17 protein-coding genes and 1 tRNA gene are annotated in these 22,799 nt (G+C 63.4%); 14 read left to right on the top strand and 4 right to left on the bottom strand.

Features of this window, described 5'->3' with window-relative positions; all coding sequences use genetic code 11:
• Positions 1-49 precede the first annotated feature (49 nt).
• From RVAN_RS16955 to RVAN_RS16905, 10 genes are all read left to right on the top strand, one after another.
• Positions 50-1,954: a zinc-ribbon domain-containing protein gene (locus tag RVAN_RS16955; protein WP_013420925.1), complete on the top strand. Its 1,905-nt coding sequence runs from the start codon at positions 50-52 to the stop codon at positions 1,952-1,954.
• A gap of 6 nt (positions 1,955-1,960) precedes the next feature.
• On the top strand, positions 1,961-3,085 hold the full coding sequence (gene zapE / locus RVAN_RS16950; protein ID WP_013420924.1) for a cell division protein ZapE: 1,125 nt from the start codon (positions 1,961-1,963) through the stop codon (positions 3,083-3,085).
• Between the two features lie 111 nt (positions 3,086-3,196).
• Positions 3,197-3,760 carry an elongation factor P gene (efp, locus tag RVAN_RS16945; protein WP_013420923.1) on the top strand — a complete coding sequence of 188 codons (564 nt, stop codon included), beginning with the start codon at positions 3,197-3,199 and terminating at the stop codon, positions 3,758-3,760.
• A gap of 210 nt (positions 3,761-3,970) precedes the next feature.
• Entirely contained in the window at positions 3,971-4,765 is a 795-nt protein-coding gene (locus RVAN_RS16940; protein WP_013420922.1) for an inositol monophosphatase family protein, read from the top strand.
• Between the two features lie 114 nt (positions 4,766-4,879).
• The gene (locus RVAN_RS16935; protein ID WP_013420921.1) at positions 4,880-5,926 is read left to right on the top strand and encodes a hypothetical protein; all 1,047 of its coding nucleotides are present in this window, start codon (positions 4,880-4,882) and stop codon (positions 5,924-5,926) included.
• 16 nt (positions 5,927-5,942) lie between these two features.
• Entirely contained in the window at positions 5,943-6,962 is a 1,020-nt protein-coding gene (locus tag RVAN_RS16930; protein WP_013420920.1) for a peptidoglycan -binding protein, read from the top strand.
• Positions 6,963-7,009: 47 nt separating this feature from the next.
• Complete coding sequence (gene recR / locus RVAN_RS16925; RefSeq protein ID WP_013420919.1) at positions 7,010-7,624, top strand: recombination mediator RecR; 615 nt, start codon at positions 7,010-7,012, stop codon at positions 7,622-7,624.
• A 66-nt stretch (positions 7,625-7,690) separates the two neighbouring features.
• Complete coding sequence (locus RVAN_RS16915; protein WP_013420918.1) at positions 7,691-10,258, top strand: TIGR02302 family protein; 2,568 nt, start codon at positions 7,691-7,693, stop codon at positions 10,256-10,258.
• Between the two features lie 96 nt (positions 10,259-10,354).
• Positions 10,355-10,807, top strand: a complete 453-nt coding sequence (locus RVAN_RS16910) for a SufE family protein (RefSeq protein ID WP_013420917.1) — start codon at positions 10,355-10,357, stop codon at positions 10,805-10,807.
• A 262-nt stretch (positions 10,808-11,069) separates the two neighbouring features.
• Positions 11,070-12,278: a glycosyltransferase gene (locus RVAN_RS16905; RefSeq protein WP_013420916.1), complete on the top strand. Its 1,209-nt coding sequence runs from the start codon at positions 11,070-11,072 to the stop codon at positions 12,276-12,278.
• 16 nt (positions 12,279-12,294) lie between these two features.
• On the opposite strand, the gene RVAN_RS16900 is transcribed toward RVAN_RS16905, so the two are convergent.
• Positions 12,295-15,801 (bottom strand): PAS domain-containing hybrid sensor histidine kinase/response regulator, encoded by a 3,507-nt coding sequence (locus tag RVAN_RS16900; protein ID WP_013420915.1) that lies wholly within the window; start codon positions 15,799-15,801, stop codon positions 12,295-12,297.
• Between the two features lie 275 nt (positions 15,802-16,076).
• Between RVAN_RS16900 and mnmA the strand changes: the two genes are divergently transcribed.
• From mnmA to RVAN_RS16885, 3 genes are all read left to right on the top strand, one after another.
• Positions 16,077-17,264, top strand: a complete 1,188-nt coding sequence (gene mnmA / locus RVAN_RS16895; RefSeq protein ID WP_013420914.1) for a tRNA 2-thiouridine(34) synthase MnmA — start codon at positions 16,077-16,079, stop codon at positions 17,262-17,264.
• Positions 17,261-17,911, top strand: coding sequence for a class I SAM-dependent methyltransferase (locus RVAN_RS16890; RefSeq protein WP_013420913.1), 651 nt, complete (start codon positions 17,261-17,263; stop codon positions 17,909-17,911). Before mnmA ends, RVAN_RS16890 begins: the two co-directional genes overlap by 4 nt.
• 87 nt (positions 17,912-17,998) lie before the next feature.
• Positions 17,999-18,075, top strand: a tRNA-Met gene (locus RVAN_RS16885).
• 283 nt (positions 18,076-18,358) lie between these two features.
• On the opposite strand, the gene RVAN_RS16880 is transcribed toward RVAN_RS16885, so the two are convergent.
• Entirely contained in the window at positions 18,359-19,567 is a 1,209-nt protein-coding gene (locus tag RVAN_RS16880; protein WP_013420912.1) for a benzoate/H(+) symporter BenE family transporter, read from the bottom strand.
• A gap of 107 nt (positions 19,568-19,674) precedes the next feature.
• On the opposite strand from RVAN_RS16880, the gene RVAN_RS16875 reads away from it, so the two are divergent.
• The gene (locus tag RVAN_RS16875) at positions 19,675-21,120 is read left to right on the top strand and encodes a PLP-dependent aminotransferase family protein (RefSeq protein ID WP_169309579.1); all 1,446 of its coding nucleotides are present in this window, start codon (positions 19,675-19,677) and stop codon (positions 21,118-21,120) included.
• A 102-nt stretch (positions 21,121-21,222) separates the two neighbouring features.
• On the opposite strand, the gene RVAN_RS16870 is transcribed toward RVAN_RS16875, so the two are convergent.
• Entirely contained in the window at positions 21,223-21,477 is a 255-nt protein-coding gene (locus tag RVAN_RS16870) for a hypothetical protein (protein ID WP_041787813.1), read from the bottom strand.
• On the bottom strand, positions 21,464-22,783 hold the full coding sequence (locus RVAN_RS16865; protein ID WP_210160484.1) for an Hsp70 family protein: 1,320 nt from the start codon (positions 22,781-22,783) through the stop codon (positions 21,464-21,466). The genes RVAN_RS16870 and RVAN_RS16865 overlap by 14 nt, the downstream gene beginning before the upstream one ends.
• Between the last annotated feature and the right edge of the window lie 16 nt (positions 22,784-22,799).

Below are 22,799 nucleotides of genomic sequence, written 5' to 3'. Positions count from 1 at the left end.
GACAAAGCCGAGACGGCGGTAGCGGAAAACGAAGAACAGAGTTGATCCGATGATCATCGAATGCCCGGCCTGCACGACGCGCTATGACATCAAGGCCACACTGCCGCCGGAAGGCCGCTCCGTCCGTTGTGCCAAATGCGGCACGGTCTGGCGCGCGCTGCCTGACGCGGTGGCGGAGCCGCTGGAGTTTCAAGGCGCCGGAACGCAGCGTGTTGCCGAGGAAGAGCCCTCCGTTCCCGAGGTGGAGCGTCAGAAGCGCGATCTCGCCGCAGAACTGCGGCGGCAATGGGCCGCGGAAGCCGCTCCCCAGCCGAAGCGCGAGGAGGCCGCGCCGGATGCTCATGCCGATGCGGATATCGAAGCAGCGGTGCAGCAGCATCTCGCCGAGGAGCCCGCGCAAGACGACACCGTGCCGGAAACGCGTTACGCCTCTTTCGGTGAAGGTTGGCGCCGCGACGACGCCGATTTGCCCGACGAACCCGATGTTCGCCCGGAAGCCGAGACGGAGGCGGCCGCCAGTGTCGCGCCTTCGTCGGACGACGAGCGCGACGCGCCGGAGGTTGCTCAGCATGAGCCGCAGGCGGCGCGAGAGCCCGCAGAGGATGTGCCCGCCGAGGAGGCGGTGTCTTCTGCCAAGCCGCAGGCTCCAGATGCCGAGGACGTGAGCGGGCAGGATGCTCCGCCTGAGGACGGCAAGGTGAGCTGGTTTGGCAGCTTCCGCCGTCGCCGCAAGCAGAAAGACGCCGAAGCTTCCACATTAGCCAAGGAAGCGGCCGCTTCGCCCCAAATCGCCGAAACGATCCCCTTTCCGCGCCAGCCGCACGTTGCTGGAGCCGACACGGCTGAGCCTGCCGAACCCGATCTTCGCACGCTGGAGGAAGCACGCGCAGCCGTTCGCGGCGTGTTTTCGAGCCTCGGCGACGGCCGCCCGTCCCTTGCGGGCCATTCCTTTTCCTCGCCCATGACAGCGCCAGTCAGCGAGGCGGCGCGCAACAGCGATTTGTCCGCGAGCGGTAAGGATGCAGGCGCGCCCGTAACCCAAGGCTTGGGTGAGTGGCGCGAAGGCAAGTATGATCGCAACGCCTGGCGGGCTCCCGAAGACGAGCGCAGGGAAGAAAGCGCAGGCTCGGCGGCTACCGGCAGCGCCGCTTCCGCCGCCCCTCGCTGGACGCCCGCGCAAGAGCACGCAGTCTCGTCCGCCGATCCCGAGGCCGAGCTGCGGAAAGCGATGCAGTCGCAATTTTCCGAAGCTTCGGACGACAAGGAACTGGCCGAGGAGCTGGAGAGCCATCTCCGCGCTGCGGCTGGGCCACGCGAGGAAGTGCGCGCCGAAGACGATCTTCAAGGCGATCTCGCGGCGATCTGGAAACGCCCGCAGGTACGCGCGCCGATCGCACCGGCCGAGGATGCTTATCCGGCCGCCGAGGAAGCGGAGGAAGCGAGTTTCGATCCTCGCCTCGCGCGCGAAATCGAGGAAACACAGGAAACGTCTGGCGTGGCGCGCCGTGGCTTCGGGAGCCTCGCGGTCGCTGCGGCGTGGGGGCTTTTCGTGACCGTCGCCGCCGGGCTCGTGGTTGGCCTTTTCGCTTTTCGCGATATCGTCGCCGACTCAGCGCCGGGCCTTGCGCCGCTCTATAGCGCGTTCGGAATGCCCGTCACGGTTCAGCCGCTCTCATTCGATGCCGTCACATACAAATGGACGCTTACGGACGGCAAACCGACGCTTCTCGTCAGCGGGGCCATTTACAACACGTCAAAGCGCAAGGTCAAAATGCCGGACTTCACGATCACCATCAAGGATCGCGATCCCGCGCTCGACCGCGAATACTCCGCCGCGCTTCGCAGTGGAACAACCAAGATAAGGTCGAGGCAGCGCGAAGATTTCGATATTGAACTGGTCTCGCCAAGTCCGACATTGTCTTCCATCGAACTCGCGCTCAAGAAAGTCCGTTAACCGATAATGACAGCCGGTCTCCTGGAACGCTACCGCCGCCTTCTGGCTGACGGTAAGATCTCACCTGACCCCGCGCAGGCGCTCGCCGTCGAGAAACTGCAAATCCTCACAAACCGGCTCGCGCTCTATGTCGCGCCGACGAAGACGGACTTCTTCTCCTTCTTCACGCGGAAGCGCGGCGAGGTGCCGAAAGGGCTTTACGTCTACGGCGCGGTCGGGCGCGGCAAGACGATGCTGATGGACCTTTTCTATCAGGAAGCGCAGGTCGAGAAGAAGCGCCGCGCGCACTTCCACGAGTTCATGGCCGATGTCCATGCCGCGCTGACGGTGGCGCGGCGCGCGGCGAAGGACGATCCGATCGTGTCCGTGGCGAAGTCCATCGCGGCGGAGGCGCGGCTTCTGTGCCTCGATGAGCTGTTCGTGACCGACATCGCCGACGCCACCATCGTCAGCCGCCTGTTCGCCACGCTGTTCGATGCGGGGACGGTCGTCGTCTTCACCTCGAACGCGCACCCGATGCAGCTTTACAAGAACGGGCGCAACCGCGACCAGTTCGTGCCCTTCATCCATCTGATCGAGAACACGATGGAGGTTCTGCAACTGGAATCCGCGCAGGATTATCGCCTTCAGCACCTCACCCACGGCGCGCTGTATTTCACGCCCGCCGACTCGGCCGCGAAAGTCGCCATGGACGAGCTTTGGAAGAAGCTCACCTTTGGCGAACCTTGTGCGCCCGAAGCCATCCCGGTGCTCGGCCGCGAGCTTCACGTTCCGCGCGCATGCCTCGGCGCCGCGCGCTTCACCTTCGCGGAGCTTTTCCAGCAGCCGACCGCCGCCTCCGATTATCTGGCGCTCGTCCGGCACTACCACACGATTTTCGTGGATGGCATTCCGGTCCTGACACCCGCAGACCGCAACGCCGCGCGCCGCTTCATCACCTTCATCGATACGCTTTACGATGCGCGGACCGGCTTCGTCGCCTCGGCCGATGCGCAGCCGGACGATCTCTACAAGGCGGGCGACGGCTCGGAGCTTTTCGAGCGCACAGCATCGCGCCTCATCGAGATGCGCTCGCCCGACTATTTCACGAAGGCGGCCGCGAACCGGGAAACGGCGGAGGAAAGCGAATAACTCGGCGGCTGCCTGCAAGGTTCGCTGCGGTGTTTCGTCCGCTTGCCCTTGACACAACCCCGGCGCATCCGCCACACCTTGCGCAATGAATTCTTACGCGCGAGCGCTTCCATGAAAATCAACGGCAACGAAATCCGTCCCGGCAACGTCATCGAGCACAACAACAGCCTTTGGGTTGCGGTTAAGACGCAGGCCGTGAAGCCCGGCAAGGGTCCGGCTTACAATCAGGTCGAGTTGAAAAACCTCATCAACGGCTCGAAGCTCAATGAGCGCTTCCGGTCGTCCGAGACGGTGGAAAAGGTTCGCCTCGAACAGAAAGACTTCCAGTTCCTGTATAATCAGGAAGACATGCTGGTTTTCATGGATACCGAATCCTACGAGCAGATCGAGCTTGCGAAGGATTTCGTCGGCGAGCGCTCGGCTTTCCTTCAGGACGGCATGAAGGTCATCGTGGAGATGCATGAGGGCCGCGCTATCGGCATCGAACTTCCCGATCAGGTGACGCTGACCATCGTGGAAGCCGATCCGGTCGTGAAGGGCCAGACGGCGGCCTCGTCCTACAAGCCCGCATTGCTCGAAAACGGCGTGCGTGTCATGGTCCCGCCCTTTATCTCCTCGGGCGAGAAGATCGTCGTCGATACGAACGAGATCGCCTATATCCGCCGCGCGGAGTAGACTACCCTCATAACGCGCTTCCTTGTCAGCATCGCACTCTTCGACGCGATGCAATCGGAGCGCGGTTTTCGCATGCCGGAACCGGCCTTGAGCTGGCGTCCGGCATTGTCGCGAAGACGCAACGCGGAAGTGTTACGCTCCCGCGAACACGTCGTTTTCAGATTTTTTCGGCCGGCCCAAGCCGCCGCCGACATCGTGGAGTGCCCCGCCATGCCCGCATCAGCGCTGATGACGATCATGATCAACGCAGCCCGGAAAGCGGGACGCAGCCTCGCGCGCGACTTCGGCGAGGTCGAACACCTTCAGGTCAGCGTGAAAGGCCCGGCGAATTTCGTCTCCGCCGCCGATCACCGCGCCGAAACGATCCTCTATGAGGAACTGTCGAAGGCGCGCCACGGCTATTGCTTCCTGATGGAAGAGCGCGGCCTCGTCGAAGGACCGGACAAGTCGCACGTCTGGATCATCGATCCGCTCGACGGCACGACGAACTTCCTGCATGGCATCCCGCTGTTCTCCATCTCCATCGCGCTCGAACGCGAGGGCGAACTCGTGGCGGGCCTCATTTACAATCCGGCGACGGGCGATCTTTACACCGCCGAGAAGGGCAAGGGCGCGTTTTTCAACGACTCGCGCCGCCTGCGGGTGGCCGCGCGCGATAACCTCGACGCGGCTGTAATCGCCACTGGCATCGCGCATCGCGGCAAGCCGGGGCAGGAGCAGAACCTGCACGAGATTTACAACGTCATGGTGGATGCAGCCGGTATCCGTCGCACGGGCGCGGCGTCGGTCGATCTGGCGTGGGTGGCGCAGGGGCGCTTCGATGGCTATTGGGAGCGCAACATCCAGTCGTGGGACATGGCTGCGGGCATCGTCATCGTTCGCGAGGCGGGCGGCTACGTGTCCGACGCAGAAGGCCGCTCCAACATGCTGAAGTCCGGCACCATAGTCTGCGGAAATGAGTCGATTCATGCGGCGATTTTGAAACGCATCGCCATTAAAGCTTAGCAAGGTTGCGTTTTTCAGGGTGAAGTTGTATTCCGCGCTTTCCACAAATGGTGTATAGGGCGTCCCAAAGCTTGAGTTTTGCACGGATCGACGCGACCGCGGGACACGCTGATCATGAGTAAATCGCCCTACTACAAGACGTTATCCGGCCCCGGACGGTTCGTCGGCCGCATGCTCCTGTTCCTGATCCTCGCCGGTTTGGTCGGTTTCATCATCCACAAACCAATCATCGAGAATTTCGACCACAACCGCCCGTTGAACACGCTGATCGTGGGCGTGCTGATATTCGGCATCCTCTACACCTTCCAGCAGGTGTTCCGCCTCTTCCCCGAAGTGCGCTGGGTGAACAATTTCCGCCTCTCGGATCCCGTGGCGACGGATCGCTCGCCGGCCATGCTCGCACCGATGGCGACGCTGTTGCAGCGGCGGCAGGGGCAGGGCACGATTTCGCCCTTCGCGATGCGCTCGATCCTCGATTCCATCGCCTCCCGGCTCGACGAAAGCCGCGAAACCACGCGCTATCTCGTCGGTCTGCTCATCTTCCTCGGCCTGCTCGGCACATTCTGGGGCCTGCTCGAAACGACGGGATCGGTGGGCCAGACCATTTCCGCGCTGAACACCGAAGGCAAGGAAACGGCGGAAGTCTTTCAGGAACTGAAGACCGGCCTTGAAGCGCCGTTGCGCGGCATGGGCACGGCGTTCTCGGCCTCGCTGTTCGGCCTTGCGGGCTCGCTCATCCTCGGCTTCCTCGACCTTCAGGCCGGACAGGCACAGGCCCGCTTCTACAACGAACTCGAAGAGTGGCTCTCGACCATCACCGAACTTCGCTCCGAAGGCCCGGCCGACGCGCCCGGCTCGCAGGCTCAGCTCAGGTTCGCACTCCTCGACATGCAGCGCAGCATCTCCGACCTCGCCGAAAAGATCGAGCACGGGTTCATACGCGGGGGCGGCGCGAACAGCGAACACCTCGCCAAGCTTTCTGATGGCATCGACAAGCTCGTGCAACAGATGCGCGCGGAGCAAAAGGTCTTGCGCGAGTGGGTGGATGAGCAGTCGCACAATCAGGGCGAGCTTGCCTCCGTGTTGAGAGAGCAAAACCGCCTCGCCGGTGCGCTTCGCGAGATCGCCGCGCGCGCCCGCCGCGACCCCGTGGACCGGTAGCCCCGGAGGATCACCGATGGCCCTTTCGAAGCGCCGCCGCCCGCACGCCGTCGATTACTGGCCGGGCTTTGTCGACGCGCTGTCGACGCTGCTCCTCGTCGTGACGTTTCTCATGGTCCTGTTCATGGTCGCGCAATATTTCGCGGCGCAGGACGCGAGCGGCAAGGACACGGCGCTCGCCAAGCTTCAGCGCCAGATCGCGCAAATGGCCGACCTCCTTTCGCTCGAACGCTCGCAGAAGAAGACCGCGATGGAAGAAACGAGCGGGCTTCGCGAGACGCTTGCCGCCTCCAGCGCCGAGAACAAGCGGCTCACAAGCCTCCTGTCGGTCGATTCGGCGAAGAGCGGCGACGCCCGCGTCGCGGCGGTCACGACGCAACTCGATGAGCAGAAAAGCATCACCGCGCAGGCGCTCGCGCAGGTGGAGCTTCTGAACCAGCAGATCCTCGCGCTCAGGAAACAGCTCGCCGCGCTCGAAAATTCGCTCGGCGACTCGGACAAGCGCGACAAGCAGGCTCAGGCGCAAATCTCCGATCTCGGCCAGCGGCTGAATGTGGCGCTCGCGAAACGCGTGCAGGAGCTTTCGCAATACCGTTCGACGTTCTTCGGCGAACTCAAGAAATCGCTCGGCGACCGCGACGACATTCAGGTCGTCGGCGACCGCTTCGTGTTCCAGTCCGAAATCTTCTTCGATAGCGGCTCGGCGGACCTCTCGCCGCTCGGTTACGCCGAACTCGACAAGCTCGGCACCGCGCTGAGAGACCTCGAAAACAAGATCCCGCGCGATATCAACTGGGTTCTTCGCATCGACGGCCACACCGATGTGCGCCCGATCGCGACGGCGGCGTTCCGCTCGAACTGGGAGCTTTCCTCGCAGCGCGCCATTTCGGTCGTGAAATATCTCGTGTCGAAGGGCGTGCCGCCGAACCGGCTCGTCGCGGCGGGCTTCGGCGAATATCAACCGCTCACGAGCGGCTACACCGACGCCGACCTGCGCCGCAACCGCCGCATCGAACTGAAGCTCACGGAGAAGTAGGCGCGGCGCGGTTGCGGATCGTGCGCCACTTCGTTACGTAAATCGCCATGCTGCCACCGCAAAAGAAATCCTCTGGCGCCGAAATCGAAGAGCTGATCGCGCTGCTCGCAAAGCTGCCGGGGCTCGGACCACGCTCCGCACGCCGCGCGGCGCTCCACCTCATCAAGAAGCGCGAGCAGCTTCTCCTGCCGCTCGCCCGCGCGTTGGGCGTCGCCGCCGACAAGATCGCGATCTGCAAGGAATGCGGCAACATCGACACGCAGCAGCCCTGCGCGATTTGCGCGGACGCGAGCCGCGACGCCTCCACGATCTGCGTGGTTGAGGAGGTGGGCGACCTGTGGGCGCTGGAGCGGGCGGCCATCGTGCGCTCGCGCTATCACGTGCTCGGCGGCACGCTGTCGCCGCTCGACGGGCGCGGGCCGGACGACCTCTTCCTCGTCAAGCTGATGGAGCGCGCGCGCCAGCCCGGCGTTAACGAAATCATCCTCGCGCTCAACGCCACGGTGGAAGGTCAATCGACGGCGCATTACATTGCGGCAGAGCTGGAAGGCTTGCCGCTGAAGGTGACGCGTCTTGCGCGCGGCGTGCCCATCGGCGGCGAATTGGACTATCTCGACGAAGGAACGCTCGCTGCCGCGATCAAGCTTCGTCAGCCGATCTGATTCGCACACGCTGCGCGCGCAGCACTCGCCTTACGGTCGCTCTCTTTCCTGTGGTAACGTGTTGGAATGACGACGCAGAGTAGCAAGTCCGAAAACGAGGCCGGGGCCAGGAACGGCGTCGAGGCATCGCCGTCTCACGAGGAACTTCTTCTGAGGCGGAAGGTGCGCACCGCAAACCGCGCGATGCTTTTCGAGAAGCTGTGGCCGCGCGTCTGGCTGCCGCTCGCGGTGGTCGGCGTTTTCGTGCTGCTCTCGGCGTTCGAGGTGTGGCAGATGCTGCCGCCCGCCGCGCATTTCGGGCTGCTTTGGGGATTCGGCGCGGGGTTCGTCTTCTCGCTGGTGCCACTCGTGTTCTGGCGGCCTCCGTCGCGGCAGGATGCGCTTGACCGGATCGAACGCGCCTCTGCCCTCGATCATCGCCCGCTGACCGCCTTTCAGGATACGCTTTCGCAGGATGCTTCGCCCGCCACGCGCGCGCTATGGGAGGCGCATCGGGCACGCGCGGCCCGGTCGCTCGCGAAGCTCAAGACGGGCGAAGCGCGGCCGCGTGTCGACCGTTACGACCCGTTCGCACTTCGCGCGCTTCTCGTGCTTCTGCTCGTCGCCGCGCTCGCATCGACTCAAGCCGACCTGCCGAACCGCATCCGCGCCGCTTTCGCGGTGCCCGATCTTCCCCTCATCGGCAATGGCCTCCGCATCGACGCGTGGGTTTCCCCGCCCACTTACACGCGCAAGGAACCCTTCGTGCTTTCGGCGAACGCTTCGGCCACAGAGGCCGTGCCCGTGCCGCAGGGCTCCACGCTCACCGTCAAGATCAACGGAGCCGACGCGAAGGGCTACAGCGTTGCGCTGGCGTCGCCCGGCGGCAAGCAGCCGATTACGCCGACAGCGCAGTCAACCGACACCTATGCCGAATACACGAGTGCCATCGATGAAGACGTGACGCTTTCCATCGGCTGGACGCTCGGCTCGGAGCGGACCTGGCGCCTGAGCGTCGTGCCGGACAGCGCGCCGCGGATCGCATTTCACGGCCCGATCGAGGTATCGCCTCGCGCGGTGATGCTCCTCAAATACAAGGTGGACGACGATTATGGCGTCGCGAGCGCGGAAGCGCGCGTGGAGCGCGTCATCATCCCGTCGGTCAGCGAGAGGGACAGCGAGGCCGTGGAAGCGCCCCCGCCGGCCCTTCCGCAGATCGGCAAGCCGCCTGTGTTCCCGCTCTCGCTCCCGCATGCGCCGGTCAAGGCCGCCGACGCGAAGACCTACAAGGATCTGACATCGCATCCGTGGGCGGGTTTGCCCGTAGTGATCTCGCTCGCGGCGAAGGACGAGGCCGGACATGAAGGGTTGAGCGCGCCACGCGGCATGATCCTCCCCGAGCGGAAATTCACGAAGACGCTCGCACGCGGCACCATCGACCAGCGCCGTTCGCTCGTGCAGAACCCGGCTGACACGGCCCGCGTCGCCCAAAATCTCGACGCGCTCGCCGCTGCCGCACAGGATGAAGGCACCGCCGCGCCGATCTATCTGGGCCTGCGCTCGGCCTTCTGGCGGCTGAAGAACGAGCCAACAATCGCCGACATTGAGGATGTGGTCGAACAGCTTTGGGATGTGGCCATCCGTATCGAGGACGGCAATTTGTCGGCGGCGGAGCGGGAGCTTCGCGCCGCGCAGGAGCGTCTGAAGGACGCCTTGGAACGGGGCGCGCCGCGTGAGGAAATCCAGAAGCTCATGGCCGAGCTTCGGCAGGCGCTGAACAGCTATTTGCAGGCGCTCAGGCAGCAGCAGAACAAGAACGCCGACCGCGCGGCCGCCTCGCCGAACGCGAAGACGATCTCGCCGCAAGACCTCGCGCAGATGCTTGACAAGATCGAGAACCTCGCGAAATCGGGCTCCGCCGATGCCGCGGCACAAATGCTGAACCAGCTCCGCGACATCCTCGAATCGCTGCAAAATGCGCAGGGCAGCGGCCAAAGCCAGGAAGAGGACGCGGAGAGCCTTCAGAAGCTTGACGAGATGACCGATCTCCTGCGCAAGCAACAACAGCTTCTCGATGACACATTCCGCGAGCAGCAAAATCAGGACGAGAACGCCGACGACGAGAAGGGCGCTCAGCCGCGGCAGGGACAGGGACAGCGTGGCCAGAAGCAGGGACAAGCCAGCCCGAAAAGCTCGGCCGAACTCGACCGGCGTCAGGAAGACTTGCAGAAACAGTTGCAGGAGCTTCTCTCCGGCATGAACGCCGACGGGAAAGACCCGGTGCAACAGAAGCTTCGCGAGGCGGATGAGGCGATGGGCGACGCTGTCGACTCGCTCCGTCAGAAGCAGCTTGGCGACGCGGGCGAAGAGGAAGGGCGCGCGGTCGAAAGCCTGAGGCAAGGCACACGCGCGCTCGCCGAGCAGATGATGCGCTCGGCTGGCGGGACGGGAACGGGCAATCAAGCCAATCGCGATCCTATGGGGCGCAAGCAGAACGGCCCGCTCGACAACGCGGGCGACGATGTGAAAATCCCGGACGAGTCGAGCGGTCAGCGTGCGCGCGCCATCATGGACGAGCTTCGCAAGCGGCTCGGCGAGCCGACGCGGCCCATGCTGGAACTCGATTACCTCGAACGCCTGATCAAGCCCTATTGAGGCTCGGCGCCTTGCGAAATCGCAGTGGCGGCAAGATATTTGCATCAGGGAGCACAAACGAATTTTTGGGCGGAACGCGCTCAGACAGGAAAGATTATGACCGGCTCAGCAAACATCGACGAACTCGTCGAGAATTTCGGTTTCCTCGATGATTGGGAGGACCGTTACCGCTATCTGATCGAGCTTGGCCGCGCGCTTGCCCCGCTCGATGACACCGAGCGCAACGATGTCACCAAGGTGCGCGGCTGCGCGAGCCAGGTCTGGGTTGTCAGCAAGGCGACAGGCGCCGGTCCCGACACGGTGATCGAGTTGCGCGGCGACAGCGACGCGCATCTGGTCAAGGGGCTGATCGCGGTGGTGCTGACGCTGTTCTCGGGTCGGACGGCGCGCGAAATCCTTTCGACGGACGAGAAGGCCGTCTTCATGAAGCTTGGGCTCAACGATCATCTGACGCCGCAACGCTCGAACGGGCTTGCGTCGATGGTGCAGCGTATCAAGCGCGATGCGCTCGCCGCATCCAGCGCGGAAACCTCGGCGGCTGTGCATTAGCTTGCATAGGCTTATTTCGAACGCGAAATAGATTATTATTATCAAAACACGGTCGCGGCGTCGCGTTCCTCAGCAGCGTGATCGCCGGGAACCGGCAACGCGTGACAGCGCGGTAGACGGCCTCAACGGCTCTACCCGCGCCGCGATGCCCCGGTTCCAGGCAGCCGGAGACTTTGACGCAACGGCGCAAACATACTAAAATTCAACGCTTCATGCCGCATGATCGGCGGCGCAGGCCTTTTGACCCGGTGCGTTGCTCGTGATGCGTTTCGCTTCTGAAAACATCCCTCCGACCGAATTCTCCGTCATCGAATACGCGCCCTATCCATCGCAGCCTTATCTGCCGCTGCCCTCGCATCGGAAGCGGGTGGCGGTGACGGCGTCCTCGGCTGGCGCGCTCATCAATTTCTGCCATGGCCTGATCCTCGACATGGTCAATCGTGGCCACCGCGTCTTCGCGTTCGCACCCGAACTGTCGAACAGCGACTTGCGCATCCTCTCGCACATCGGCGCGGAGGCCTACTCCCTGCCGACGCAGCTCGCGCTCTGGGACAAGTACCGGCGCATGCGCGAACTCTCGAACCTGTTCGGCGACCTAGCGCCGGACGTGCTTCTCGTCGAGTCCGCCCGAAACGGCATGGTGACTGTCGCGGCAGCGAAGATCGCGAAAATCCCGCACGTCGTGACGGTGGTGCCGAGCTTTGGCCCGGCCTTCATGGAGGGCGCGGCGGGTGCGTCCGCGTGGAGCCACCGGCAGGCGATGAAGACCGTCTTCCGCACGGTTTTCTCGTGGAGCGACGCGGTGGTGTTCCACAGCGCGCACGACATGAAATTCGCGGACGACACGAAGCTTCTGCCGCCGTCGAAGTCAGCGGTCGCGGTTGGCGGCTGGGGCGAGGATTTGCACCGCCACGTGCAGCGGTCCCTGCCGCCGCTCGATCGCGGTGTGCTGTTCCTGATGGCCGCGCCGCTCGACCAGCTTCAGGGCATTCTCGAATATTGTGAGGCTGCGAAAACGATGCGCCTAAAGGCGCGCCGCGCGCGGTTCTTCCTCGCGTCCACGCCGGGCGAGGCTATCGCGCCGGTCGGCACCGCCATCCTGAAGCAGTATCGCGAGTTCGTGCAGTATATCGGCCCGATCGACGATGCGGGTTCGCTCATCTCGAAATGTCACGTGCTGGTCGCGCCCTCGTGGGGCAACGGCGCGCCGCGTTCGCTGTTTCAGGCGCTGGCCCTCGGGCGGCCGGTCATCACCACGGACACGAGAAGCTGCCGCGACTTCGTCCAACAGGGGCTGAACGGCTACAAGGTACCCGTCCGCGACCCCGAGGCGCTCGTCCGCGCGATGATCCAGATCTTGCAGAGGCCGGATCTCATGCCGTTGATGGCGGAGGACTCGCGCCGCCTCGCGCTCCGCTTCTATGACATGAACGCCGTCAACGCGCTCGTGCTGGAAACGCTGAGCCTTTAGCTGCGCATCCCGCCGCCTACTCCGCCGCGTGGCGCTGCATCACCATCGACGTTATGAGCGCGCGCAGCGCCGCCGGTTTCACGGGCTTCTGCAGGAAGGCATAACTCGCTTCGCTGACGATGCGCCGCACCTCGTAGGAGCCGTCCGCCGTGACGATGATGCCGGGCAACTCCGTCTCGCAGGCGGCGCAGATATTCTTGATCGCCGTGCAGCCATCCGCCCGGTCCAGGTGGTAGTCCGACACGATGATATGCGGCACGATCATCGCTTTCTGAAGCTGGCTGATCGCGTCTTCCGCGTTGAGCGCCGTCATGACCTGGCATTGCCAGCCCGAAAGCAGCGTGCTCATGCCGTCGATGATGCTGCGCTCGTTGTCGATGCAGAGAACGATCGTGCCGCGTAGGTCGCCATAGGATGCAGGGCGGGCGGGGAAGACGCGTGGCTGCTCCATGTCTACCCAGCGCGCGAGCGGTACATTGACGGTGAACGTCGAGCCGTGTTCGAGCTTCGAGCGCAGGGCGAGTTCGTGACCGAGCACGCGGCACATACGCTCCACGATGGACAGGCCAAGGCCAAGGCCCGGCGCGTGAATGTGATGGTCGAGCCGCTGGAATTCCTTGAAGATGAGGTCGCGCTGGTGCTCCGGGATGCCGGGGCCGCTGTCGTGCACCTCAATGACGAGGTCGCGGCCATGACGGCGGCAGCCGAGCACCGCGCGGCCCTTCTCGCGGTTGTATTTCAGCGCGTTCGAGATCAGGTTTTGCAGGATGCGCCGCAAGAGTTTCCGGTCCGAGCGAACGAGCGCGCCGGAATCGAGGATCTTGAACGAGATGCCGCGCGCCTTCGCGATCGGCTCAAAGTCGATGCGGATCTGTTCGAGCAGATCCTTGATCGGGAAAACGGTGAACTCCGGCTTCATCGCGCCCGAGTCGAGCCGCGAAATGTCGAGCAGCGCGTTCAGGATTTCTTCCACGCCGTCGAGCGAGGCATCGATGTTGCGGGCAAGGCGGCCTAGTTCGGCGGGTGGCGACCGTTCGATCAGGCTCGCAGCGTAGAGCCGTGCGGCGTTCAGCGGCTGGAGCACGTCATGGCTCGCCGCCGCGAGGAAGCGCGTCTTCGAGAGGTTCGCCTCGTCCGCCTTGGCCTTCGCGATGGCGAGTTCCTGCGTGCGCGCTTCGACACGCCTTTCGAGCGTCTCGTTCGCCCGCGCCAACGCTTCGGCGGCCGTTTCGCGCTCGGTAATGTCGGTGTAGGTCACCACGATGCCACCCTGCGGCATGGCGTTGGTTCGCACCTGAAGCACGCGCCCTTCGATGGACCGCTCGTGGAAGCTCTCCATGGTAAGCTGATACTTCGCGATGCGGTCCGTGACGAGTTCCTCGGCCGCCGTCGGGTTTTGATGCACGCGCTGGGCCATGTAGCGCAGAATTTCATCGAGCGGCGCGCCGACGCGGCCGAATTGCTGCGGCAGAATGAGGATCTCGCGAAATTGCCGGTTCCAGCAGATGAGCTGCATGTTCTTGTCGAACACGGCGATGCCCTGACGCACGTGATCGAGCGCCAATTGCAAAAGGTCGCGGTTGTATTGGACCGCCTCGGACGCCTCGTCGAGGAGCCGCAGCGCAGATTCGCGCCCGACATTGAGACGCCTCAGCATCAGCGACATGACAAGCCGCGAGGACGGCGCGCCGATGGCGCTCGCGAGCAGGTTCTCGGTGAAGCGCAGCGCGTGAACGTCACCCTGTGGATGGCCGGTCCTGTCGATGCCCCGGCTCTCCATATAGTCCGAAAAGGAGCGCTGCGTTCGCTCCTCGCCGAGATAGCGCGATACCGTGCCGATGAGTTCCTCGAAGGATACCGTCGTGCGCCAGGGCTTGAAAGCGGGGCCGCTGGAGGGCTGCGGGTTCGGGTCTTCGATGAAGACGTTCGTCTGAAGGCGCTCGATGGGCTCGAGCGGTCGCAGCAGCGAGACGGTGACGAAGGCGAAGAGGTTGACCGCGAGGCTCCAGACGACGCCATGCGTCAGCTGGTCGAAGTTCATGTAGAACAGCATTTCGGGGCGTAAAAACGCGATGCCGAAGGGGCCGTCCTTCAGGAAGGCAGCGCCTTCCACTGAGGAACCGATGAGCTTCGGCAGCAGGAGCGTGTAAGCCCACACCGCGAAGCCCGCGAGGATGCCCGCGACCGCGCCGCGCGCCGTCGCCCTGCGCCATACCAACCCGAGGAAGAACGCGGGCGAGAACTGCGCAATGGCGGAGAAGGACAACAGCCCGATTTCCGCGAGCGACGCGTTGCCGATATGATCGTAGAGCAGGTAGGCGAGCAGGATGACCGCCAGCATCGCCACGCGGCGAATGTCGAGCAGCACACCGCTCATGTCGCGCCGGTTCTGCACCACGTTGGCGCGGCGCTTTAGGATCAGCGGCATCAGGAGGTCGTTGCAGACCATCACCGACAGCGCGACCGTTTCCACCACCACCATCGCGGTCGCCGCCGACAGGCCGCCGAGAAACGCGATGAACGTGAAGAACTGGCTTCCGGCGCTCAGCGGCAGCGCGAGCAGATACATGTCATGCGGGACGTTCTGGCCCTGAAAGATGAGCGTTCCCGCCATCGCCACCGGCACGACGAAGAGGTTGATCGCCACGAGATAGAGCGGGAACAGCCACGATGCGCGCTTCAGCTCTTCGTCGGAGACGTTCTCGACGACCGTTACATGGAATTGGCGCGGCAACAGGAAAATGCAGACGAAGCTGAGCCATGCCACGGTGAGCAGCGTACCGCCGTGAAGGCCGGTGCTGAAGATCTGGCTGATGTGCGGATCGGCCATGGCCTTGGTGACGAGCGGGCCTATGCCGTCGAACATGCCGTAGACGATGAACATGCCGACCGCGAGAAAGGCCGCGAGTTTGACGAGCGATTCCACGGCCACGGCGAGCATCAGGCCGCGCTGATGCTCGGTCGCGTCGCTGTCGCGCGCGCCGAACAGGATCGTGAACGCCGCGAGCACGAGCGCGACCGCGAAATCGGTGTTCGGCGAGGGGGCGGAAGGCAACCCGGCCGCGGTCGAGGATGAGTTTGCGAGAAGCACCGCGATGGCTTGCGAGATCGCCTTCAGTTGCAGCGCGATGTAAGGGAGCATTCCCACCACCGCGACAATCGTCACGACAGCGGCGACGGCGGGGTTCTTGCCGTATCGCGCGGCGATGAAGTCGGCGATCGAAGTGATGTTCTGCGATTTCGAAAGTACGATGAGCCGTCGCAACAGCGGCATTGCCGCTGTGAAGGCGATGATCGGCCCGAGATAGACCGCGATGAAGTCGAAGCCTTTCTCGGAGGCGGACCCGATACTGCCGAAAAACGTCCATGACGTGCAATAAACCGCGAGGGCGAGCGCGTAGACATAGGGGCGCCCGTACAGGGTGCGGTATTTCTTGCCGGCGCGGTCTCCGTACCATGCAATTGCAAAGAGCGCTCCGATGTAGAAGAAGGAACACCCTATGATGACCCAGCCGTCGATCATTTTTCTCTCGTGCTCAAGCTGGATTAAAGCTGACGCGTGTCAGCCATGCGGAACTGGAATAGCAATGTAGAACGCCGGACCAAGGTTAAGCAACAGCGCTGCGCCGCTTGCCACGTCCGAGAGCGAAATTGCGCAACCCGTGCCGGCGGCGCCCGCAGCGGTGGCTTCGGTGACGTGTCGCGCCGGTCGCCAGCGACAGATTGCATCGGGGCATTTGGCGAGGCGTCGCCTCTACCTTATATGTTGCTTCGTAACGAGAACCAAAAAGCTCCGACATGCCGACAACCATCGCCGACGCGCCCGCACCGCTCGCGGGACGCGACCCGGACATTTCTCCCGCCGCACTCGGGCTCACGGGATCGCCGTCGAGCCATCGCATCGTCGTGGCCATGTCGGGCGGCGTGGACTCGTCGCTGACGGCCGCACTTGTGAAGCGCGCGGGCTATGACACCGTCGGCATCACGCTCCAGCTTTACGACCACGGCGAGGCGATGGCGCGAAAGGGCGCGTGCTGCGCCGGGCAGGACATCATGGACGCGCGCGGCGTGGCGGACAGGCTCGGCGTTCCGCATTACGTCCTCGACTACGAGGATCGTTTCCGCCAGTCCGTGATCGACGATTTCGCCGACAGCTACCTCGCGGGCGAGACGCCCGTTCCGTGCGTGCGCTGCAACCAGACGGTCAAGTTTCGCGATCTCCTCGGCGCGGCGCGTGAGCTTGGCGCATCGGCACTTGTCACGGGCCATTATGTGCGAAGCGTGCCGGGGCCGCGCGGCATAGAGATGCATCAGGCAGCCGACCCGGACCGCGATCAGAGCTACTTTCTCTTCGCTACCACGCAGGCGCAGCTTGACTTTCTTCGATTTCCGCTCGGCGGCATGACGAAGACCGAGACGCGAGAGATGGCCGCAGCCCTCCATTTGCCTGTTGCATCGAAGCCCGATAGTCAGGATATCTGCTTCGTGCCCTCCGGCGACTACGCGTCGATCATACGGAAGCTCAGGCCGGAAAGCGGCGAGCCGGGCGAGATCGTCCATGCGGACGGGCGTGTGCTGGGCCAGCACCCTGGCATTATCAATTTTACTGTGGGCCAACGCAAGGGCCTCGGCATTGCAACGGGAGAACCGCTGTTCGTGATTCGGATCGAGCCATCGGCAAGACGTGTGATCGTAGGCCCGCGCGAGATGCTGCGGACCGCGCGTCTTTCCCTGCGCGACGTGAACTGGATCGGCGGCGGCTCGCTCGATGAGGCCGTGGCCGGTGGGCGGTCGCTGTTCGTGAAGGTGCGCTCGACGCAGCCCCCGCGCGAGGCACGCCTTTTCGCGGAGCGTGGTGGTGTCGGGGTGGACCTGGCAGGCGGCGAATTTGGCGTCGCGGCAGGTCAGGCTTGTGTCTTTTATGACCGCGCGGGTGGCGCGGCACGTGTGCTGGGCGGCGGATTTATCGAAAGGGTTGCGGCGTGAGCACGGAAACGAAGACGGTCAATCAGCCGTCGCTTGACGACAATGCGGTGCGTGAAGCCTATCGCTGGTGGGCGCCCATCTACGATTACAGCTTCGGCGTGATCGCGGGGCCGGGACGCCGGCTCGCGGTGGACAAGCTGAACGAAGAGCACGGGCGCATTCTCGAAGTGGGCGTTGGAACGGGGCTCTCGCTGCCGCGCTATCGCACCGATCTCGACGTGACCGGCATCGACCTGTCGCCGGAAATGCTGTCGAAGGCGGCGCAGCGCGTGAACCGGCTCGGCCTTCGCCGCAAGACGCTGCTTGTGATGGACGCAAGCCGCCTGTCCTTCGCCGACGAAAGCTTCGACGCCGCTGCGGTCATGTATGTGATGACCGTGGTGCCGGAACCCGCCGCCGTGATGGCCGAACTGCGGCGCGTGCTGAAGCCCGGCGGAACCGCCATCATCGTCAACCACTTCAGCCGCGAGAAGGGTGCGCGAGCCGGGGTGGAGAAGTGGCTTGCGAAATATTCGCGCAGCCTCGGCTGGCATCCGATCTTCCCGATTCAGAACGTGACCGAAGCGCCTGGCTTCGAACTCATCGACGCCACCGACGCCGCGCCGCTCGGGGTCTTCACCCTTCTCAGGCTGAAGAAAGTCGGATAGCGTAGGCGTTCGGAATATTGACGGCGCGAGCGTGTCTCCTTATACAGGTTCGACGCGGCGCAGTGATGCGTTGGCAATGGCCGTTTTGGCGGAGTAGCTCAGTTGGTTAGAGCAGCGGAATCATAATCCGCGTGTCGGGGGTTCGAGTCCCTCCTCCGCTACCAAAGCCCTAGGAAAATCAGAGCCTTGTAGCTCCGCCCTCTTCCTAATTTTTCCCGATAGTGCGTAGTATTTTGTTACGCACTATTCGCTTGCGTTACGCAATCCGCATATCCACAAACATTGAGCGTCAAGCGAGCGGGATATGCGGAAAAGAGTGCAGCCACAACGGCTTCGCGCCTTCTTGGCGATCCTCGTATTCAGGCGATCGTCGGGGAGGACGCACGAGGGTCGCGGAATCTGCGGAGGTCACGGCTGAGCGCGTGATCGGACCACTAGCCACCGAGGTCATCGCGTGGCCGATGTCACGACGACCTTTCCTGAATGTTCGGTTCGGGTCGTCACACGCGGTAGAAGAACAAGCGCTGCCATGACGCCGACCGCGAGCCCCCAGAAAGCAGAACCGATCCCAAGGAAGGACATGCCGGAGGCCGTCACCAGAAAGGTGAGAAGAGCGGGTTCGCGCTCCCGTTCGACGTCCATCGCGCCAGCAAGGCCGTTCATGATCGCGCCGAGCAGAGCGAGGCCCGCCACGGCCGCCACCAGTTCTTTCGGCAACGACGCGAAAAGAGAGGCGAGCGTCGCTCCAAACAAGCCAACGATGATATAAATGACGCCGAGGGCGACGCCCGCGATGTAGCGCTTGCCAGCATCGTGATTGGCTTCGGTGCCGGAACAGATCGCCGCCGTGATCGCCGCGAGATTGACTCCATGCGAACCGAACGGCGCCATCACGACCGAGAGCGCCGATGTGCTCCAGACGAGCGGCCCCGACGGTGTGCCGTATCCGAAGGCGCGCAACACCGCGACGCCTGTAAGGAACTGTCCTGTCAGCGTCACGAGGGCCAGCGGAACACCGAGCCCGATGATGGCGGCCAGCGAGAATTCCGGCGTGGTCCAGACGGGTCGCGCCAGTTCAAGATGGAAGGCGTCGAAATGAAGTTCGCCACCGATCGCGGAAAGCCCGACGCCCAGAACCAACACCAGCGCGATGGCATAGCGGGGCAGAAGACGTTTCAGCACGATATAAGCGGCGAAGAGCGTGCCGACCAGGACGGGCGAAGCCGGGAAATTCGTGAAGACATCCGTGCCGAACCGAAACAGGATGCCCGCGAGCATGGCGGCCGCGATGGATTTCGGAATGCGTGCCATCACCGCATCGAACAGCCCCGAGATGCCGATCACCATGATGAGCGCGGCGGCGAAGACGAAGGCTCCGATAGCCTCTGGATAGGAATAGGCTGGCAATGAGGTAACGAGCAGCGCCGCGCCCGGCGTCGACCATGCCGTGATGACCGGTGCGCGAAAAAACAGCGATAGCCCGATAGCCGAGATGCCCGCCCCGATGGAGATCGCCCATATCCAGGAAGATAGCTCCGTGTGGCTGAGATGGGCCGCGCTCGCCGCCTGAAAGATGATGAGCGACGGCCCCGCGTACGAGACGACAACCGCGATGAACCCGGCAACTGTCGCCGAAAACGAGAAATCCTTCCACATTGTGGCTTTGCTCCCCCTCTGATGAGGCCGGTTTAGCGTGCGGCCGCGGCTTGCGGCAGGAGCAGTTTCGTGAAAACTGAGCGGCACAGTTTGCGATGGCCGCCTTCATGAGCAGTAACTCCCAACTTCTTTACCGCGAAATTGCCGAGCAGATCGGAGCCCAGATTGAGGCCGGTCTCTATCGCGAAGGTGAGCGGCTTCCCTCAGTCAGGACGCTGGCGAAAACGCACCAGGTCAGCGCCACGACGGCGGCGCGCGTGCTCATTGAACTCGAACAGAACGGCTTCGTTGAAGCGCGCGCCCGTTCGGGGTTTTATGTCTGCAGCAGGACGCGGCAGCGAAACACACCTTCCGCAACGCGGACAGCGCCGATACCCGCTTCGGCCAATGTCAATGCGCTGATCGGCCGGATTTTCAGGGCCACGATCAGCGCAGGCGCGGCTGGCCGCGTCATGCCTCTCGGCGCGGCTGAATTGGACGAAGCACTGCTGCCTCACAAGGAACTTGCCGTTGCCGTTGCAAGAGCGGTTAGAGAAGGCGGTGCATCGCTTCTCGCCTACGGGCATCGAAACGGCGATCCTGATCTGCGCCGGCGCATCGTCCATATTCTTGGATTGCGTGGGGTGTCGCTCGTCCCGGACGACATCGTTGTGACCACGGGAGAGAGCGAGGCGCTCGGACTGGCTTTGATGGCGCTGACCTCTCCCGGCGCTGCGGTCGCGGTCGAATCCCCATGCTTTTTTGGCATCCTGCAATGGATCGAGACGCTGGGCCTCCGCGCTGTCGAGATCGCAACCGATCCGCATCGCGGCATAGACATCGACGAGTTGGAGCGTATCGCAGAAGCCATGCCACTCGCGGCGCTTGCGCTTAACCCGACATTTCATAATCCTTTCGGCTTTGCCATGCCGCCAGAAGCGATGGCGCGTCTCATGTCAGTTGTTGAGCGCCACCGACTGCCGGTGATCGAAGACGACGTCTATGGCGAACTCCATCATGCCGGGCGTGGCAGGCTGCCGATGAAGAGCTTCGACCGGGAAGGGTGGGTTTTTTATTGCTCTTCATTCTCGAAGACGCTCGCGCCTGGTTTCCGCATCGGATGGTGTGTGCCGGGGCGTTTTGCCGAAAGTTTCGAACGTGTGCGAGCCCCCTGCAACGCAGGCGTCACCACGCTCACGCAGAGAGCCCTTGCCGTTTATCTTGACGGGCGCGCTTATCGTCGGCACCTCGACGGGCTGCGCCGATTATTCGGGTCGCAGGCATCTGCGATCCGTACGCTCGTGCTGGAAAGCTTCCCCATCGGAACCCTGATAAGTGAGCCGGGCGGTGGATTTGTCTTCTGGGTGGAAATTCCCGCACCATTCGACGCAATGCGCTTCAGCGAACTCGCGATTGCCGAAGGCATTTCGATCGCACCCGGCCCTATCTTTTCGGCATCGGGGCGGTTTGACAACGCCTTTCGTCTCAGCGTTGGGCGGTGCCTTACGCCAGATGTTGACGCCGCGATCCGCAGCCTTGGACGAATCGCAGTCGAGATGAAAACTGGCCGGTAAATCTATCGATAGCGCATGTGAATCTTCCAGGCGCCGTCTGCATCCGCAGCGAGCGGGTCCGGCGCCGGATGCGTCTCGACGGGCGCGGTGCATGGCGAGGGTTCACCTACATCGACTAAGATGGTCGCGGAAAACGGAGTAGCGCTTGACCTTCTGCCGTGCCTCGAAATCGAAGCCTTTCCAGAGATTGTAATGGCCCTCTGGGGCTCCCGTGTCAGCGGGATCGGGATAGAACCCGATGCCGTCATAGCCCCGCCGCACCGGATCGATGAGCCATCGATCCGCCCACGTCCCCGATTTCTGACGTCCGTCGATACCGCAACTCATCTTGTGAAACTGGCGGTCAAGCCACGCCATTCCCGGTGGCGCATTCGTCGACGGTCCAGCGCGCAATATCCTCTTCCTCGCCGATCAGCGCCAACCCGTTGGCAATCGACACGAACTCGTCGCCGGAATCGACCTTCTCCACGCCGAAGCGCTTGGTAAACAGCCGTCGCACGGCGGGCACGAAGGACGTGCCGCCGGTGAGAAACACTCGATCGATGGCGTCCGCCGCAAGTCCGGCCTTTGCGAGCGCGTCGTCGATGCTGGCGGAGATGTGGGCGAGGTCTCTCGCGATCCAGCGCTCGAAATCCGCGCGCGCGATTTGCGCATCAAGCTCTACGCCAGCGGCGGCAAACGTCAGCCTCGCGCTCTCGTCGCGAGACAGCTGCGTCTTGGCCTCCGACACTGCCTTGTAAAGCGAATAGGCGACGTTGCCCTCGATGAGCGCGATGAAGCGCTCGATCTTCTCCGGCTCGACGCTCGCCGCAGCCAGCCTCTTCAACTCCGCGACCGCGCCGGACGAGCGCATGAGGCAGAGATCGCTCCAGCGCGCGAAGCTGTGATAGTAGCTTTGCGGCATGTCGAGCAACTTCTCGAAGCTTCTGTATTTCGAGCCCTTGCCGAGTACTGGCGCGACGACATGCTCGATGATGCGGAAATCGAACGTGTCGCCCGCTATGCCGACGCCGGAGAACGCGACGGGCCGGGCATGCATGCCGCTTGGCGTCGGCTCGAATGAGACGATGGAAAAGTCGCTGGTGCCGCCGCCGAAATCGCCAACCAGCACAGTCGAGGCCCGCGTCTGCTTGTGGGCATAGTAGTAGGCGGCCGCAATGGGCTCCATGACGTGATGGATTTCCTCGAAGCCGAAGCGCCTGAACGCAGCCTCATAGCGCTGCTGGGCGAGCGCGGCATCCGGCTTCGGGCCAGCGAATTTCACGGGCCGCCCGAGCACAAGACGACGCGGCAGAGGCGCGGCCCCGCCCGCGCGCGCGTTCACCTGTTCGAAGAATGCGGCGAGGATGTCCTCGAAACGATAGCGCTTTCCATAGACTTGGGTGTGCTGAAAACCTCTGTTCGCGGCGTAAGTCTTGAAGGACTGGAAAAAGCGCGTTTCAGTCGGGTAGGCGATGAAGGCGTCAATGGCCCACGGCCCCGCTTCGCAAAGCGTTTCCGGCAGCCATTCGCCTTCCTCCCGCCAGAAGGCAAGCACGGATCGAAAGGACGAGAACTCCGCATCGGCATGCTGGAATGTCACGGGCTGCACGATCCCATCCGCCGTCTTCGCGGCAAGCACAGTATTGGTGGTGCCGAAATCGATACCGATCGAAGAACTCATCATCGCGCTTTTCAAA

This window comes from Rhodomicrobium vannielii ATCC 17100, assembly GCF_000166055.1.
GTDB classification, from domain to species: domain Bacteria; phylum Pseudomonadota; class Alphaproteobacteria; order Rhizobiales; family Rhodomicrobiaceae; genus Rhodomicrobium; species Rhodomicrobium vannielii.
Note: the sequence above shows the minus strand (reverse complement) of the source record. Positions and strands in the feature narration are given on the sequence as shown.

Bases quoted from the DNA above. Each gene is read 5' to 3' on its own strand.
- RVAN_RS16910 (WP_013420917.1), top strand. From the start codon at position 10,355: ATGACCGGCTCAGCAAACATCGACGAACTCGTCGAGAATTTCGGTTTC.
- RVAN_RS16955 (WP_013420925.1), top strand. From the start codon at position 50: ATGATCATCGAATGCCCGGCCTGCACGACGCGCTATGACATCAAGGCC.
- RVAN_RS16870 (WP_041787813.1), bottom strand. From the start codon at position 21,477: ATGGCGTGGCTTGACCGCCAGTTTCACAAGATGAGTTGCGGTATCGAC.
- RVAN_RS16900 (WP_013420915.1), bottom strand. From the start codon at position 15,801: ATGATCGACGGCTGGGTCATCATAGGGTGTTCCTTCTTCTACATCGGA.
- efp (WP_013420923.1), top strand. From the start codon at position 3,197: ATGAAAATCAACGGCAACGAAATCCGTCCCGGCAACGTCATCGAGCAC.
- mnmA (WP_013420914.1), top strand. From the start codon at position 16,077: ATGCCGACAACCATCGCCGACGCGCCCGCACCGCTCGCGGGACGCGAC.
- RVAN_RS16930 (WP_013420920.1), top strand. From the start codon at position 5,943: ATGGCCCTTTCGAAGCGCCGCCGCCCGCACGCCGTCGATTACTGGCCG.
- recR (WP_013420919.1), top strand. From the start codon at position 7,010: ATGCTGCCACCGCAAAAGAAATCCTCTGGCGCCGAAATCGAAGAGCTG.
- RVAN_RS16875 (WP_169309579.1), top strand. From the start codon at position 19,675: ATGAGCAGTAACTCCCAACTTCTTTACCGCGAAATTGCCGAGCAGATC.
- RVAN_RS16935 (WP_013420921.1), top strand. From the start codon at position 4,880: ATGAGTAAATCGCCCTACTACAAGACGTTATCCGGCCCCGGACGGTTC.
- RVAN_RS16940 (WP_013420922.1), top strand. From the start codon at position 3,971: ATGCCCGCATCAGCGCTGATGACGATCATGATCAACGCAGCCCGGAAA.
- RVAN_RS16915 (WP_013420918.1), top strand. From the start codon at position 7,691: ATGACGACGCAGAGTAGCAAGTCCGAAAACGAGGCCGGGGCCAGGAAC.
- RVAN_RS16865 (WP_210160484.1), bottom strand. From the start codon at position 22,783: ATGAGTTCTTCGATCGGTATCGATTTCGGCACCACCAATACTGTGCTT.
- zapE (WP_013420924.1), top strand. From the start codon at position 1,961: ATGACAGCCGGTCTCCTGGAACGCTACCGCCGCCTTCTGGCTGACGGT.
- RVAN_RS16905 (WP_013420916.1), top strand. From the start codon at position 11,070: ATGCGTTTCGCTTCTGAAAACATCCCTCCGACCGAATTCTCCGTCATC.
- RVAN_RS16880 (WP_013420912.1), bottom strand. From the start codon at position 19,567: ATGTGGAAGGATTTCTCGTTTTCGGCGACAGTTGCCGGGTTCATCGCG.